Consider the following 15,506-nt stretch of genomic DNA (forward strand, 5'->3'; position numbering starts at 1 on the left):
GTGCAGCCGAACGCTAGAGGGCGGCGCGAGGTTGCGATAACGGGCGGCGCGGGAGTGCCGACGGCCCGCGCCGCACGTTTCGGGCGTCCGAACCGCGGGACGCCGACGGCTTCACCCGCGCGGCGCGAGCACACGGGGCGTCGGGCACCAGATACTGGCGGACATGACGGCCAGGGGGTCGCCGCCCGGGGACGACCGGCGCGGTGGCGGGGTGGTCGGCACGCCGGCGTGGGCGTTGCCGCAGGGGCCCGTGAACGCGGTCGTCCGCTCGCGCCTGCTCGACCGCCTCGACCGGCTCGAGCGGGTGGCGATCATCCGCGCTGCGACCGGCTACGGCCGCACCGTGCTGGCAGCGCAGTGGGCGTCCGCGCAGCGCGCCGCCGGCCGCCCCGTGGCGTGGACAGCCCGCCCGTGGCACCAGGACGATCCGTGGTCGGTGGTGCGCGACGCGCTGACCGTCGCGCTGCGGGCGCGGGGCGTCGACGTCCCCGACGCGGCGTCGCCGGGTGCGCTCGCGGCGGCGGTCGACGCGGCCGCCACGCTGGTGGTGCTCGTCGTCGACGACGCCGACGAGCTGGACGATCCCGCCGCCGTGACGGCGGTCGCCGAGCTGCTCGCGACGGCACCGGCGCTGCGCCTCGTCCTCGTCACCGGCCCGCGGTACCCGCTGCTCCCCGCCGGTGCGCAGCACCCGGTCCTGGCGGCCGTGGGCAGTCCGCTGCCCGTCGTCACCGTCACGGCGCGCGACCTGGCCTTCACGGCCGAGGAGCTGCGCGCGGCGGCCGCCTCGTGGGGCCATCCGGTGGACGACGCCCGCCTGGCGGGCCTGGTGGCCCTCGTCGGCGGTTGGCCGCGCCTGGCACGCGAGGTCCTCGACGACACCCGTCCGGACGACGACCAGCTCGCGACCGCAGGCGCGTACGCGTTCGCGCGGGACGTCGTCCTGCCGTCGCTCGGGGACGCGCCGCTGCTCGAGACGGCGATGCTCGTGGCCGCGGACGCCGACCCGACACCCGAGACCGTGCGCCTCACGCTCGACTCCGCGGGGCGTCGGTCGACCGACGACGCCGTCGCCGTCCTGCTGGAGCTCGAGAACGTCGGCTGCCTGCTGCGCGACCGCACCGCGGGCAGCCCCAGCCGGTGGCACTACCCGGTGCTGCTGCGCGAGGCCCTGCGGCAGGAGCTGGACCGGCGCGACCCCGCGCTCGTCGCCCGGGTGCACAGCGCGCTGGCCCGTACCGCGCTGACCGCGGACCCTCCCGACCCGCGCCGCGCGGTCGAGCACGCCGCCGGCGCCCGCGACTGGACCCTGCTCGAGACCTGCTGGCTCGACTACGGCCCGTACCTGGTCGCGGCGGGCGGCCCCACGGTCGACGCCGCGTACGCCGCGATCCCCGACGAGGTCGCCGAGACGTCGACCGTGCTGACCATGGCGCGGGCGATGGCGCGCCGCGGGCGGGACGGGCGCGACGACGTGCGCGCGGTGGTCCTGCGGCTCATGAAGGAGCTCGGGGTCCTCGCGCTCGACGGCGCCTGGCGCAGCCGCACGCCTGCGGGCCGCTGGATCGGTGCGGCGTCCGCGCTCGTCACGGCGCGCAGCCGCGGTGACATGGCACGCGCCATGGCCGTGCTGCGCGACACCGAGGTCGCCGCGGCGCGGGCGGGACGGGCAGGCGACACGGCGAGCCGGCCGTACTGGTGGTTCCTCGTGCAGGCCGCCCGCACGGCCCTGGTCGACGGTGACCCGGGCGGGTCGCTCGAGCTGGGGACGCGCGCGTACGAGCTGGCGAACCCGGCCCTCGCGCCGGACGTGCGCTCGGCGGCGGCCGCGCACGTCGCGCTGGCGCACGCCCTCGACGGCGCGCTCCTCGACGCGGACCGGTGGCTCGTGCGCTACGTCGAGGCGCTGGATCCCGACTGGGAGGAGGTCATGCGCGACGACGCCGCCGCCGTGGCCGAGGCGCTGCTCGCCGTCGACCAGCTCGACCTGGCGGCTGTGGACGCGGCCCTGTCCCGGCTCGACATCGAGGTGCACGCACCCGACCCGACGTGGCCGCTGGTGCTGCGCGCGCGCGCCCGCCGGGCCGTGCTGTTCGGTGACGCGGAGACCGCGCTCGCGCAGCTCGAGCACGTCGAGCGCACGCAGCCCGTCTGGGTGGAGCAGCCCGCGTGGGTGCGGGGGACGGTGCTGCGCATCCGGACCGAGCTGCTCCTCGCGCTCGGCGAGCTGCACCGGGCGTCGGACCTGCTGGACCAGGTCGACCCGTCGGCCGCGTGGGCCGACGTCCCGCGGACGCGGTGGCACCTGCTGACCGGGGACCCGCACGCGGCCGTGCGCCTGGCCGCGCGCGGCACACGCCGGCGCGGCAACAGCCTGGCCGACCGCAGGGACCTGCTGGTGCTCGAGGCCTGGGCTGCGCACGAGAGCGGGCAGCCGGATCGCGCCGTCACGGCCTTCCGCAGCGCGCGACGGCTCGCCGGCCCGCAGGGTGCGCTGAGCAGCTTCGCGCAGCTGCCGGGCGCGGTCCGCGAGTCGCTCGTCGACGCGACGGACCTGCCGTTCGACGACATCGCGCTGGCGCGGCTGGCCGCGACGGGTCGGGTTGGGGACGACCCGGTGCGCCTGGTCCCGCTGACCCCGCGCGAGCGCACCGTCCTGACGCTGCTGAACGACCACGGCACGACCCGCGACGTCGCGGACGCGCTGGGCGTGTCCGTCAACACCGTGCGCAAGCAGGTGCTGGCCACGTACGCGAAGCTCGGCGTCCACGACCGCGAGGCCGCGCTGCGTCGCGGGCACGACCTGGGGATCCTCGGCACGCACGACCCGCCGCGCTGAGCCGCCGACCCGGCGGGCTAGGGTCGACCGCGAGGACGAGGAGGTCCGCGTGACGCAGCAGCAACCGATCCGTTTCGGGGTCGTGGGGTCGGGGTGGCGGGCCGAGTTCTTCGTGCGGGTGGCACGCCTGATGCCGGAGCAGTTCCGGTGCGTGGGCGTCGTGACGCGCACCGCGGAGCGTGGGGCCCAGGTCGAGGCGGCGTGGGGCGTGCCGACGGTGCGGACCGTCGAGGAGCTCGTCACGGGCGCCCTGCCGGGTGCGGGCGCCGCGCCGGACCGCCCCGAGGTCGTCGTCACGGCGACGCCGTGGCCCGTGACGCCCGACGTGGTCCGGGAGGTCGTCGACGCGGCCGTCCCCGTGCTCGCCGAGACCCCGCCCGCCCCCGACGTCGCCGGGCTGCGCGCCCTGTGGGCCGATGTGGGTGCGACGGGGCTCGTGCAGGTGGCGGAGCACTCGCCGTCGATGCCGGCGCACCGCGCGCGGCGGGCCGTGGTCGAGGCCGGGACGATCGGCGAGCCGACGAGCGTGCAGATCTCGTCGACGCACCTCTACCACGCGGTCGGGCTGGGGCGGTACCTGCTCGGCGCGGGGCGCGGCCCGGTGACCGTGCGCGCGCAGGCGTTCACCGCACCGTTGCTCGACCCCGTCGGGCGCGACGGGTGGACGGGCGCGACGGCGGCCGCGCCGGTGCGCGCGATCCTCGCGACGCTCGACCTGGGCGACGGGCGCACGATCCTCTACGACTTCACCGACAACCAGTGGTACAACCCGCTGCGCACCAACCGGGTCCTGGTGCGCGGGTCCCACGGCGAGATCGTCGACGACGCCGTGACGCGCTGGGTCGACGAGCGGACCGTGCTGACGTCGCGGATCGTCCGCGGGCAGTCGGGGATCGAGCAGAACCTCGACGGGTTCGACCTCGAGCACCTGTCCCTCGACGGGCGGGTGCTGTACCGCAACCCGTTCGCCGGTGCGCGCCTGGCGGACGACGACCTCGCCGTCGCGCACCTGCTCGCCGACACCGGCGCGTGGCTCCGCGGCGACGCCCCGCCGCCGTACCCCCTGGCCGACGGTTGCCAGGACCACCTGCTGGGGCTCGCGATCGAGGAGTCCGCCCGCACGGGCGACCCGGTGACGACGGCGGCGGAGGCCTGGTCGGACGCGGTCTGACGCGGCGGGCCGCCGCCACCGGACGTCCGCGGCCGGACCAGCCCACCCCTCGAGACGCGGTTCCATCGAGACCGGGCTGAGTCGTCGTCCGGGACTCTGAGCACGACTCAGCCCGGTCTCGGTGCCGGCGCGTCCCGAGGAGCGGACGCCGACCGGCCGAGGCGTCAGGCCGAGGCCGACCAGGCGGCGGTCAGGCCGTCGACGAGGGGGGTCGTCGGGCGGCCGAGCAGCGTGCGCAGCGTGTCCGTCGCGTCGGCGAGCGCGCCCGTCGCGATGTTCCGGTCGAGCGCGACGACGAATCCGGCGGTGCCCTCGTCGAGCCCGGCCGCGAGCAGACCCGCGCGCTGCTCGTCGGGCGTGACGTCGCGGTAGACCACCGGCCGGCCCACGAGGTGGGACGCGACCAGCGCGAGCTCGTGGTGCGTCCACGCGTGGTCGCCGGTGAGCTCGTACGTGCGGCCGTCGTGCCCGCCACCCGTCAGCACCGCGACGGCACCCGCGGCGAGGTCCGCGCGCGTCGCCGACGCCACGCGCCCCAGCCCGACCGACCCGACGATCTCGCCCGTCGCGGCCGCCTGCTGCAGCGTCCGCACGTAGTTCTCGGTGTACCAGTTGTTGCGCAGCACGGTCGTGACCAGGCCCGATGCCGCGAGCAGGTCCTCCGTGGCCTTGTGCTCCGGGGCCAGGACCAGGTCCGTGGCGTCCGCGTGCGGCGCCGACGTGTAGACGACGCGTCGTACCCCTGCGGCCTTCGCGGCGTCGATCGCGGCACCGTGCTGCTCGACGCGCCGGCCGACCTCCGAGCCGGAGACGAGCATGAGCGTGTCCGCGCCCGCGAGCGCGTCCGCCAGCGTGCCGGGGCGGTCGTAGTCGATCTCGACGACGCGCGCACCGCGCCCGGCGAGGTCGGCGACCCGCTCCGTGCGGCGTCCGCCCGCGACCACGTCGACACCGGCGTCGAGCAGCCCCTCCGCGATGAGACGACCCAGGTGACCGGTGGCTCCGGTGACGACGACGGACATGCGTTCCTCCTGCGACGTAGGCGACGCCGACGGCACCGCTCCCGTGACGGAACCACCCGCCGCCCCGATCCCTTCCCACCAGGCGGGACACGCGCCGGACGAGGTCGACGGGGGTGGCGGGGGGTGGGGTGGGTCAGGGGCGGTGGTCGGACCTGAGGAGGGCCGGAGCCGGGGCGTCGTCGTGGTCGGGGACGGGGTCCGGGCCGTCGACGAACAGCTGCCACACCGGACCCGTGACCAGCCAGATCACCAGGACCACCGACGCGCGGCCGATCCACCCGAGCAGCACCGCGCGCTGCTCCGGCTCGGACGCGATGAGCATGAGGACCCCGAGGATCGCGACGGCCACCGCCCACGCGAGCAGCACGCGCAGCCACAGCTGCCACTCGTGCACCAGGCGGGCCCGCCCGTGCTTCGGTGCCCGCTCCGGCTGCGGGCCGTCGAACCAGCGCCACGCGACCCACGCGTCGACGTGGTGCACCGTCCACCTCCCGAACGCGACGGTGTAGCCGAGGTAGACGGCCGCCAGCCCGTGCGTCCACTGCGGCTCGGACCCGCGCAGCAGGTCGCCGACGGTGGCCACGAGCAGGACGACCTCGATGGCCGGCTCGCACAGCAGCAGCACGGTCGACAGGCGCCGGCGCCGCAGCACGTACCGGGCGACGATCGCGGCGGCGAGGAACACCCAGAACGCGATCTCGCACGCGAGCACGAGCGCGCCGACGGGGTTGTCGAGGATCCACGAGAGCGGTGACATGCCCCGAGCGTGGCGTCGCCCCCTGCGTCGCCGCGTCCGGCGGACGGACCGACCCGTCCGGCAGGCCTCCTCCGTCCGGACGAGAGCCGTGGGCGCGGCGCGTGCTGGGATGGGCACATGCTCACCGCCCTGCGCAGCCGCTTCGACGTGCAGGGCTGGCTGGCGCGCGAGTCCCCGCAGTCCGCGCGGTGGGACTCGGTCGGCCTGCTGCTGGTCGGGCTGTTCCTGCTGGTGGTCGACGTGCAGATGGTCGGGGCGGACACCTCGCTCGTGGAGCTGCCCGGCGGGGTCCGGCCGTGGCAGGCGTTGCTGCTGCTGCTCGGCACGTCCGTCCTGCTGGCCAAGCGCCGTCGCCCCGTCGCGGTGCTCGGGGCGGTCGCGGTCCTCACCGTCGCGGACGCGGCCCTGGGCGGCAGCCTCGGCATGTACCTCGTGCTGTTCGACGCCCTGTTCACGGTGGCGGTCCGGGCGACGCCGCGCGCGCGGTCCGCGGTGCTGCGGGTGCTGCTGGGGCTCGTCGGCGCCGTGCTGGTCGCGACGACCGCCGTGGGCATGCGCGCGCAGGACGTCGTGCAGCTCACGCTCGTCGCCGTCGCGCTGCTGCTGCCGCCGTGGTGGTGGGGTGCGGACGTGCGCCGCTCGAGCGAGCTGGCCGCCGAGCAGTCCCGCCGGGCGGACGCGGAGGGCGCGCGGGCCGACCTGGCGCGGGCGCACGCGGACGACGTCGCGCGCATCGCGGCCCTCGACCGGGAGCGGGCCGTGCAGGACGAGCGGGCGCGCGTGGCCCGGGACCTGCACGACGTCGTCGCGGGGCACCTGTCGGCCGTCGCGATCCACGCCGAGGCGGCGCTCGCTGGCCCGCCCGCGGAGGCCCGGGACCGCGCGGCGCTGGCCGCGGCACGCGCCGGGTCGCTCGACGCGCTGGCCGAGATGCGCTCGATGATCCTGGTGCTGCGTCAGGGTGCGGACGCCGACGCCGCGACGGCCCCGGCGGGTCTGGCGCGCGTCGCGGACCTCGACGTGGACGTCGTCGGGGACGTGCCCGCCGGGCTGCCCACCGCGGTGGACCAGGCGGCGTTCCGGATCCTGCAGGAGGCGGCGACCAACGCGCACAAGCACGGCGCCGGGCGGGCGACCGCGCGGTGCACGGCCGACGACGAGGCGCTGGAGCTCGTCGTCGAGAACGCGGTGGCGTCCGACGCCGCGACGGTGGACCCGGCCCTGACGTCGTCGACGGGCCTGCAGACGATGCGCGAGCGGGCGACCGCGCTGGGCGGGTCGTTCACCGCCGGACCCGACGGCGCGACGTGGCGCGTCCACGCCCGCCTTCCCCTGCAGCGCGAGAGTGTGGAGCCCTGATGACGCCCAGCGGCAACAACCCTTCACACTCTGTCGGCTCCGCGCGCGTGCGCGTGGTGGTGGCCGACGATCACGCTGCCATTCGGGCTGGGTTGCGGCTCATGCTCGAGCAGTCCGGGCGGGTCGAGGTGGTCGGGGAGGCCGCGGACGGCGACGTGGCCGTGCGGCAGGCGCGCGCCCTGCGGCCCGACGTCGTCCTCATGGACGTGCGGATGCCCGGCACGGACGGCATCACGGCGACCGCGACTGTCGTCGGCGAGCGGCTCGCCGAGGTCGTCGCGCTCACCACCTTCGACCTCGACGAGTACGTGCTCGGCATGGTGCGGGCGGGCGCCGCCGGGTTCCTCCTCAAGACGGTGGGGGCGCACGAGCTCGTCGACGCGGTCTGCCGGGTGGCGGCCGGCGAGGGCGTGCTGGCACCCGAGGTCACGCGTCGACTGCTCGACGCCGTCGCCGCCCACGTCCCCGACCCGGCCGCACCGACCCCGCCGCCCGTCGTCGACGAGCGCCTCGCCACGCTCACTGCCCGCGAGCGTGACGTCCTCGACGCCCTCGGCGACGGGCTGTCCAACGCGGACATCGCCGCGCGGCTCGTGGTGTCGGAGACGACCGTGAAGTCCCACGTCAGCCACCTGCTGGCCAAGCTGGGCGTGCGGACGCGGCTGCAGGCGGGGGTGCTGGCGAGGGACGCGCGGCCCTGACGCGACGCACGCCGGGCCGGCACCGGCGACCCGCTCGACGCGCGCCGCGCCCCTCCAACCGGTAGGAAAGGGCGACATGGTGCGCGTCGGATTCCACAACTCACACGAGCAGGTCCATCCCTCCGCGTTGCTCGCGGCGACCCAGCTGGCCGAGCAGCGCGGCTTCGACGCCGCGATGTGCTCGGACCACTGGGCCCCCTGGCAGTCGACGCAGGGGCACTCCGGGTTCGCGTGGACGTGGCTGGGGTCCGCCCTGGCGACCACGCAGCTGCCGTTCGGCGTGGTCAACGCGCCGGGCCAGCGCTACCACCCGGCGATCATCGCGCAGGCCGCGGCGACTCTCGCGGCGATGTACCCGGGGCGGTTCTGGGTGGCGCTCGGCTCGGGCGAGAACATGAACGAGCACATCACCGGTGACGGCTGGCTGCCCAAGCCCGTGCGCGACGCCCGCCTGGTCGAGTGCGTCGAGGTCATCCGCGCGCTGCTCGACGGCGAGGAGGTCACGCACGACGGCCTGGTGAAGGTCGACCGGGCCAAGCTCTGGACGCTCCCGGACGTGAAGCCGCTGCTCATCGGCCCGGCCGTCACCGAGGCGACCGCCGCCAACCACGCGCGCTGGGCCGACGGGCTCGTCACCGTCAACCAGCCGGACGAGAAGCTGAAGCGCGTCATCGGCGCGTACCGCGACGCGGGCGGCCGGGGCGACATCTCCCTGCAGGTCCACGTGTCGTACGCACCCACCGACGCCGACGCGCTGCGCCTGGCGCGCGAGCAGTGGGCAGGCAACGCGATCGGCCCGCCCGTCGCGTGGGACCTGGACACCCCCGAGGCGTTCGACCAGATCGCCGACAAGGTCAGCGACGACCTGCTGCGGTCGTCCGTGCTCGTCGAGCACGACCCGCACCGCCTGGCCGACCGGCTCGTCGCACTGGCCGAGCTCGGCTTCGACGCCGTCTACCTGCACCAGATCGCGACCGACGTGGTCCCGTCCGACGACAAGCACCCCGACGCGGAGGCCACGGCGACGCAGCCCGCGTCGTCGCTCGAGGCGTTCGTCGACATGGCCGCCGAGCACCTGATCCCCGCCCTGAAGGCGGTGCACGCGTGAAGATCCGCGACACCGGCGACCTGTGGTGGAAGTCCGCGGTCATCTACTGCCTCGACGTCGAGACGTACATGGACTGGGACGACGACGGCATCGGCGACCTGCCCGGCCTCGTGCAGCGCATCGACCACCTGGCGGAGCTGGGCGTCACGTGCCTGTGGCTCATGCCGTTCTACCCGACGGCCGACCTCGACGACGGCTACGACATCACCGACTACTACGGCGTGGACCCCCGCCTGGGCGACGCGGGCGACCTCGTCGAGCTGGTCCGCACCGCCAACGACCGCGGCATCCGGGTCATCGCCGACCTCGTCGTCAACCACACCTCCGACCGGCACCCGTGGTTCCGCAGCGCGCGCCGCTCGAAGGACAGCCCGTACCGCGACTGGTACGTGTGGCGCGAGGACGCCCCGCCGGACACGTCGGCCGAGGTGGTCTTCCCCGACCAGGAGAAGGGCATCTGGACGTTCGACGAGCAGGCGGGCGCCTGGTACCGGCACCGCTTCTACCGCCACCAGCCGGACCTCAACACCGCGAACCCGCAGGTCCGTGACGCGATCGCGAAGGTCGTGGGCTACTGGGCGCAGATGGGCCTGGACGGGTTCCGCGTCGACGCGGTGCCGTTCTTCCTGCTGGACGCCGCCAAGACCAAGGGCGACGAGGTCGACCACCCGCACGAGTTCCTGCAGCAGCTGCGCGCGTTCCTGTCCCGCCGCACGGGCGACTCGATCCTCATGGGCGAGGTCAACCTGCCGTACGACGAGCAGCGCCTGTTCTTCGGGGACCACTCGGGCGACGGCGAGGACGAGGGCAAGGAGCTGAACCTGCAGTTCGACTTCGTCCTCATGCAGCAGATGTACCTGGCCCTCGCGCGTCAGGACGCCGGCCCGATCGCGGCCACGCTGGAGTCCCGCCCCGAGATCCCGTCGGACGCCCAGTGGGCGACGTTCGTGCGCAACCACGACGAGCTGACGCTGGACAAGCTGTCCGACGACGAGCGGCAGGAGGTGTTCGACGCCTTCGGCCCGGACCCGGACATGCAGCTCTACGACCGCGGCCTGCGCCGCCGGCTGCCCCCGATGCTCGACGGGGACCCGCGCCGCGTCCGGATGGTCTACTCGCTGCTGTTCAGCCTGCCCGGCACGCCGGTGCTGTTCTACGGCGAGGAGATCGGCATGGGCGAGAACCTCGCCATCGAGGGCCGCATGGCGGTGCGGACGCCGATGCAGTGGACGTCCGGCAAGAACGGCGGGTACTCGAAGGCGGCACCGTCGAAGCTGTCGGGGCAGGTCACGGAGGGTGCGTTCGGACCGGACCACGTCAACGTGTCGGACCAGCGCCGCGACCCGGACTCGCTGCTCAACTTCGTCCAGAAGCTCGCACGCCGCTACCGCGAGAGCCCCGAGCTGGGCTGGACCAAGCGCGTCGAGATCCTCGACCAGCCGCACGCCGCGGTCCTCGCGCACCGCTCCACATGGCAGGACGGGTCCATGGTGGCGCTGCACAACCTGGGCCCCGACGCGGTCCGCGTGCCGCTGCACCTGCCCGACACCGACGACTCCTGCAGGCTCATCGACCTGCTGCAGGACGACGACCACGTGCCGGACGCGCGGGGGCGCCTCGAGATCGAGCTCGACGGGTACGGCTACCGCTGGCTGCGGGTCGTCCACCCGGACTCGCGGCGGCTGCTGTGAGCCCCACCCGGCGGCGCGCGGCGGCTGAAGCGTTTCGGCTCATGGTCCGTCCAGCAGGCGCTCAGGAAGGTCGCGTACCGTTCCGGAGGCCGTCCCCCGTTCCGGGCCGGTCTCCCGACCCCCGGAGGATCTCCGTGCGACGCCCCACCACCGCCCGCACCGCGCTGCGCGCCGCAGCCGCGACGCTGGCGCTCAGCCTCACGCTTGCCGCCTGCTCCGGCGGCGGCGGGAGCGACGACCCGACGACTCCGGCATCGGAGGACACCGCCGCGGCGTCCACCGATGCGCCCGAGGAGGCGCCCACCCCGACCGCCGAGGACATCGCCGCGCTCGAGGCCGTGACCGTCGACGGTGCCCCCGGCGCCCAGCCGACCGTGACGCTGGGTGCCACGCCGTTCAGCGTGACGGCCGCCGTGGCCCGCGTCCTCGACGAGGGCACGGGCGAGGAGATCGCCGACGGCGACCTCGTCGACCTGCACTCGCTGTGGATCAAGGGCCTCGACGGCAGCCAGCTCTCCTCGACGTGGGAGTCCAGCACCCCCGAGCAGATCGTCGTCAGCGAGGCCTCGCTCGCCCCCGTGCTCACCGACATCCTCGTCGGCGGCAAGGTGGGCACCCGCTTCGTGTTCGCGGTCCCGTCGGGCGAGGACGAGTCGTCCCTCGCCGTCGCCGAGGTCGTCTCCAAGCGCCCCGGCCGCGCCGACGGCACCGCCGTCGCCCCCGCGGACGGCCTGCCGACCGTGACGCTCGCCGACAACGGCGCGCCGTCGATCGAGACCGTCGCGGGTGACCCGCCCGCCGCCCTGACCGTGCAGCCGCTCATCGAGGGCGCCGGACCCGCGGTCACCGCCGGGCAGACCGTGCTCGTGCACTACACCGGCTGGCTGTGGGACGGCACGCAGTTCGACTCCTCATGGGAGCGCAGCACGCCCTACCCGGTCGAGAACATCGGCCAGGGCCAGGTCATCGCCGGTTGGAACGAGGGCCTCGTCGGCCAGAAGGTCGGCAGCCAGGTCCTGCTCGTCGTGCCGCCGGACAAGGGGTACGGCGCCGAGGGCTCGGGCGAGACGATCCCGCCCGACTCCACGCTCGTGTTCGTCGTCGACATCCTCGCGGCGTCCTGAGCACCCGCACCTGAACCACCCCTCGGGGTCCGCACCGCTCCGGTGCGGACCCCGAGGTCGTTCAGCGGAGGTAGTAGTTCAGCGTCGTCGTGCTCGTGTACGGCGTGTGGTTCGGGCCGTGCGTGTACAGGCCGGCCTGGCCCCACTTGGACGTGAGCGTCGTCGCCCCCGACTTGTAGGCCGAGTGGTCACCGTTGACGTAGCTGACGCGGTGGCCGATGACGAGCGGTGACAGCGCGTTGGTCGCCGTCGCGTAGGACTGGCTGGACGAGAAGCGGTAGCTGCCGTCCGTCCAGTACTTCGCGGTGTAGTTCATCCACCGGTTGTTCGACGTCGACTGGCTGTACCAGGCGTACGAGTGGCAGTTGTACTTGGCGGTCGCGCTGCGCACCCGCGTGGCCCGCGGGTACGAGCTCGCCATCTGGTTGTTGATCTGGGTGATCTGCGACGACGTGAGGTCGCCGCTGACCGTCAGGGTCGCGACCGTGCTGCCGTTGGGGGTCTTGACCGAGCTGTTGGTGTAGCTCGGGGCGTCGGGCGTGACGCCGCCGCCGACCGTGGGCAAGCGGGAGGTCGAGCCCGCCTCCAGCCGGTACGTGCGCTGCAGGTCGCCGTCGAGGCCCTGCAGCAGGTCCTTCCACTGCGACGGCGCGAGTGCGCTGACCAGACCGCCCTCGAGGAACGTCGCGACGCCGGCCGACTCACCCGACAGCCGGTCGAGCGCGGCCGGGTCGTCCTGCGCGAGCGCCCGCAGCGCGACGAGCGCCGACCCGGACGTGTCGTAGTGCGTGCCACCCGCGATGCGCTGCTTCTGGCGCCACTTCTCGACGACCACGCCGACGGCGTCCGCGCGCCGCTCGACGTCGCCCTGGCCGAGCACCTCGGGCTGCGCGAGCACCAGCTCGACGAAGCCGACGTGCAGGGTCGAGATCGCGTCGGTCGCCGCGACGGCGGCGAGGTCCGCGGAGCCGTACGTCGCCAGGACGACGTCGAGCACGTCGGGCCGTCGGATCAGCTCGTCGATGACCGGGCTCTTCGCCCGCAGCGCGTCGAGGCCCTGCTGCGGGGTCGAGTAGGCGACGTAGTCGCCCACGTACGGGTAGTCGAGCGCGGCCTCGAGCAGGGCCGCGGTCGTCATGCCCGCGACGTCGGCGTCGGGGACGTCGAGGGCCGCCACCAGGTCCGCCGGGGCGGCGTCCGCCCAGGCGTCGGGCGCGGTCTGCGGGGTGAGCGCGTACTCGATCCCCGCGTCGGTGGTGCCGTACCAGGACTCGCCTGTCGTCGCACCCTGTGCGGGTGCGGCGCCGACCAGCACGCTCGCTGCGAGGACGACGGCGGCCGCCGCCCCGCCGACGGTGCATCTCGTCTTGCCACTGCTCATGTCGGAACCCCCTGTGCCCGGACCTCGTCGTCCGTCCGGACCTCGTCGTCCGCGACCGCCGACCGGCGCCCGCCGGCCCCAGCGTAGAGGCGCGGTGACCTCAGTGAGGGTGGTTTGTGACTCCGACTTGCGGCCGTGGGGACGACGTGCCGCCGGCCCGTCCAGGGACGCACGTCCTGTTCCTCCCGGCCGCCTCGGCCTACGCTGGCCGGACGATCACCTCCAGCGCGGGAGGGTCCTCATGGACCAGGCATCGTCGGTCGCCGTCCGTACCGTCGCCCTGCTGGGCGCGTCGGGATCCGGCAAGACCACCCTCACCGAGGCCCTGCTGCTGCGGGCCGGCGCGATCCCCCGCGCCGGCCGCGTCGAGGACGGCAGCACGGTCACGGACCACGAGCCCGAGGAGATCGCCCGCGGCATCTCCCTGGCGCTCGGCGTCGCGCACCTGCCGTGGCAGGCCGACGACGGGCACACGTACGACCTCACCGTGCTCGACACCCCCGGCTTCCTCGACTTCGCCGGTGCCGTCGACGCGGCCCTGAGCGCCGCCGACCTGGCCGTCGTCGTCGTCAGCGCCGTCGACGGCGTGCAGGCGGGCACGCACCTGGCATGGCGGGCCGCGGCCGACGCGGGCGTGCCGCGCGTCGTCGTCGTCACCAAGGAGGACAAGGTGCGCGCCGACTTCCACCGCACCCTGGCCCAGCTGCGCGCGGCGTTCGGGGACACGCTCGTCCCGCTCGAGCTGCCGTTCGGCGACGAGGCCGCGTTCACCGGTGTCGCCGACGTGCTCTCCGAGGAGGGCTACGTCTACGACGCGGACGGCCACCACCACAGCGAGCCGCTGCCGTCGGGCGTCGCGGAGGAGGAGCACCGCCTGCACGAGGAGGTCACCGAGGAGATCGTCGCGCACGACGACGAGCAGCTCGAGCGGTACCTCGCGGGCGACGTGCCGTCCGCCGCGGACCTCGGCCGGACCCTCGCGCAGGAGGTCTGCGACGGCCGCGCCGTGCCGGTGCTGGTCGCGTCCGGGACGACGGGTGTCGGTGTCGACCGCCTCGCCGACCTGCTGTGCGCGCTGTGCCCCGGCCCCGACGCACGGGCCCGCACCGTGCTCGCGGGCGCCGTCGAGGTGCAGGTCGCGCCGGACCCGCACGGCCCGACGCTCGTGCACGTCTTCCGGACCGTGGCCGACCCGTTCGTCGGGCAGGTCACGGTGTTCCGCGTGCTGTCGGGGACGGTGCGGCCCGGCGACCGGCTGGTCAACACCACGACGCGCACCGAGGAGCGGGTGCCCGGGCTGTTCCGGCTGCGCGGCAAGGAGCACACGCCACTCGACGCGGCGGTCGCGGGGCAGGTCGCGGCGGTGGCGAAGCTCACCGGCACGCCGACGGGGTCGCTGCTCGCCGCCCGCGGCACGCCGGGCGTGGGCATGACCGCAGCACCCGCACCCGTGCGGCCCGGCGTGTACGCGCTCGCGCTGGACCCCGTCACGCAGTCCGACGACGACCGGCTGTCCGCCGCCCTCGCCCGCCTCTGCGCCGAGGACCCCACCCTGACCGTCGACCGGACGGGCGACCGCACCGTGCTGCGCGGCCTGGGCGACACGCACCTGGCGGTCGCGCTCGAGCGCCTCGCGCGCGTCTTCGGTGTGCACGTCACCACGGCGCCCGTCCCCGTCGGGTACCGCGAGACCGTCGCGCGGCCCGTCGCCGCCGAGGGCCGCGTCAAGAAGCAGTCCGGCGGCCACGGGCAGTACGCGGTCGTGCACCTGCGGGTCTCCCCGTTGCCCCCCGGGTCCGGCTTCGAGTTCGTCGACTCGGTCGTCGGCGGCGCGATCCCCCGGTCCTACCTGCCGGCCGTCGAGCGCGGCGTCCGCGAGGCGATGGCCGCGGGCGGCCCCCACGGCTACCCGGTCGTGGACCTGCGCGTCGAGGTTCACGACGGCCGCGCGCACGCCGTCGACTCCTCCGACATGGCGTTCCGCACGGCCGCGGCCGCGGGGCTCAAGGAGGCGCTGGCCACGGCCGGGACGGTCGTCCTCGAGCCCGTGTGCCGCGTGCAGATCACCGTGCCGACGGCCGCGCAGGGCGACGTCATGAGCGACCTGTCCGCACGCCGCGGCCGCATCACCGACACCATGTCGCTCGACGGCGGCGAGGTGGTCGTCGAGGCCGTCGTCCCCGAGGCCGAGCTGCGGCGCTACGTGCTCGACCTGCGCTCGCTCACCGGGGGCCGCGGCGGCCTGACCGTCGCACCCGACCACTACGCACCCTGCCCGGACCACCTCGCCCCGGTCTGAGGGCCGGCCGGATCGACCTCTCGCGGCGGGGTGGCGGCCCGACGCACCGGCGCG

General features: G+C 75.0%; 11 protein-coding genes. 8 read left to right on the plus strand and 3 right to left on the minus strand.

Annotated features, from left to right (window positions below; all coding sequences use genetic code 11):
- Nucleotides 1–163: 163 nt before the first annotated feature.
- Nucleotides 164–2,839, plus strand: coding sequence for a LuxR C-terminal-related transcriptional regulator (locus tag OKX07_RS18305; protein ID WP_265629430.1), 2,676 nt, complete (start codon nucleotides 164–166; stop codon nucleotides 2,837–2,839).
- A gap of 49 nt (nucleotides 2,840–2,888) precedes the next feature.
- Nucleotides 2,889–4,010 (plus strand): Gfo/Idh/MocA family protein, encoded by a 1,122-nt coding sequence (locus tag OKX07_RS18310; protein WP_265629431.1) that lies wholly within the window; start codon nucleotides 2,889–2,891, stop codon nucleotides 4,008–4,010.
- A 164-nt stretch (nucleotides 4,011–4,174) separates the two neighbouring features.
- Here the strand turns inward: OKX07_RS18310 and OKX07_RS18315 are convergent, their stop codons facing one another.
- Together OKX07_RS18315 and OKX07_RS18320 are read right to left on the minus strand one after the other, a co-directional pair.
- Nucleotides 4,175–5,032, minus strand: coding sequence for an SDR family oxidoreductase (locus OKX07_RS18315; protein ID WP_265629432.1), 858 nt, complete (start codon nucleotides 5,030–5,032; stop codon nucleotides 4,175–4,177).
- Nucleotides 5,033–5,165: 133 nt separating this feature from the next.
- A complete protein-coding gene (locus OKX07_RS18320) occupies nucleotides 5,166–5,789 on the minus strand; it encodes a hypothetical protein (RefSeq protein ID WP_265629433.1) in 624 nt (207 codons plus the stop codon).
- 117 nt (nucleotides 5,790–5,906) lie between these two features.
- On the opposite strand from OKX07_RS18320, the gene OKX07_RS18325 reads away from it, so the two are divergent.
- From OKX07_RS18325 to OKX07_RS18345, 5 genes are all read left to right on the plus strand, one after another.
- Complete coding sequence (locus OKX07_RS18325; protein ID WP_265629434.1) at nucleotides 5,907–7,148, plus strand: sensor histidine kinase; 1,242 nt, start codon at nucleotides 5,907–5,909, stop codon at nucleotides 7,146–7,148.
- Nucleotides 7,148–7,849: a response regulator gene (locus tag OKX07_RS18330; protein ID WP_265629435.1), complete on the plus strand. Its 702-nt coding sequence runs from the start codon at nucleotides 7,148–7,150 to the stop codon at nucleotides 7,847–7,849. Before OKX07_RS18325 ends, OKX07_RS18330 begins: the two co-directional genes overlap by 1 nt.
- Nucleotides 7,850–7,925: 76 nt before the next feature.
- The gene (locus OKX07_RS18335; RefSeq protein ID WP_265629436.1) at nucleotides 7,926–8,957 is read left to right on the plus strand and encodes a TIGR03885 family FMN-dependent LLM class oxidoreductase; all 1,032 of its coding nucleotides are present in this window, start codon (nucleotides 7,926–7,928) and stop codon (nucleotides 8,955–8,957) included.
- A complete protein-coding gene (locus tag OKX07_RS18340) occupies nucleotides 8,954–10,648 on the plus strand; it encodes an alpha-amylase family protein (protein ID WP_265629437.1) in 1,695 nt (564 codons plus the stop codon). The genes OKX07_RS18335 and OKX07_RS18340 overlap by 4 nt, the downstream gene beginning before the upstream one ends.
- Before the next feature lie 134 nt (nucleotides 10,649–10,782).
- Nucleotides 10,783–11,772 carry an FKBP-type peptidyl-prolyl cis-trans isomerase gene (locus tag OKX07_RS18345; protein ID WP_265629438.1) on the plus strand — a complete coding sequence of 330 codons (990 nt, stop codon included), beginning with the start codon at nucleotides 10,783–10,785 and terminating at the stop codon, nucleotides 11,770–11,772.
- Between the two features lie 61 nt (nucleotides 11,773–11,833).
- Here the strand turns inward: OKX07_RS18345 and OKX07_RS18350 are convergent, their stop codons facing one another.
- Nucleotides 11,834–13,153 carry a hypothetical protein gene (locus tag OKX07_RS18350; protein ID WP_265629439.1) on the minus strand — a complete coding sequence of 440 codons (1,320 nt, stop codon included), beginning with the start codon at nucleotides 13,151–13,153 and terminating at the stop codon, nucleotides 11,834–11,836.
- Between the two features lie 241 nt (nucleotides 13,154–13,394).
- Between OKX07_RS18350 and OKX07_RS18355 the strand changes: the two genes are divergently transcribed.
- Nucleotides 13,395–15,452 carry an elongation factor G gene (locus OKX07_RS18355; protein WP_265629440.1) on the plus strand — a complete coding sequence of 686 codons (2,058 nt, stop codon included), beginning with the start codon at nucleotides 13,395–13,397 and terminating at the stop codon, nucleotides 15,450–15,452.
- The last annotated feature ends 54 nt before the right edge of the window (nucleotides 15,453–15,506 follow it).

The sequence above is a fragment of the Cellulomonas sp. S1-8 genome (genome assembly GCF_026184235.1).
Classification (GTDB): Bacteria; Actinomycetota; Actinomycetes; order Actinomycetales; family Cellulomonadaceae; genus Cellulomonas.

Bases quoted from the DNA above. Each gene is read 5' to 3' on its own strand.
- OKX07_RS18335 (WP_265629436.1), top strand. From the start codon at position 7,926: ATGGTGCGCGTCGGATTCCACAACTCACACGAGCAGGTCCATCCCTCC.
- OKX07_RS18330 (WP_265629435.1), top strand. From the start codon at position 7,148: ATGACGCCCAGCGGCAACAACCCTTCACACTCTGTCGGCTCCGCGCGC.
- OKX07_RS18355 (WP_265629440.1), top strand. From the start codon at position 13,395: ATGGACCAGGCATCGTCGGTCGCCGTCCGTACCGTCGCCCTGCTGGGC.
- OKX07_RS18350 (WP_265629439.1), bottom strand. From the start codon at position 13,153: ATGAGCAGTGGCAAGACGAGATGCACCGTCGGCGGGGCGGCGGCCGCC.
- OKX07_RS18305 (WP_265629430.1), top strand. From the start codon at position 164: ATGACGGCCAGGGGGTCGCCGCCCGGGGACGACCGGCGCGGTGGCGGG.
- OKX07_RS18315 (WP_265629432.1), bottom strand. From the start codon at position 5,032: ATGTCCGTCGTCGTCACCGGAGCCACCGGTCACCTGGGTCGTCTCATC.
- OKX07_RS18325 (WP_265629434.1), top strand. From the start codon at position 5,907: ATGCTCACCGCCCTGCGCAGCCGCTTCGACGTGCAGGGCTGGCTGGCG.
- OKX07_RS18320 (WP_265629433.1), bottom strand. From the start codon at position 5,789: ATGTCACCGCTCTCGTGGATCCTCGACAACCCCGTCGGCGCGCTCGTG.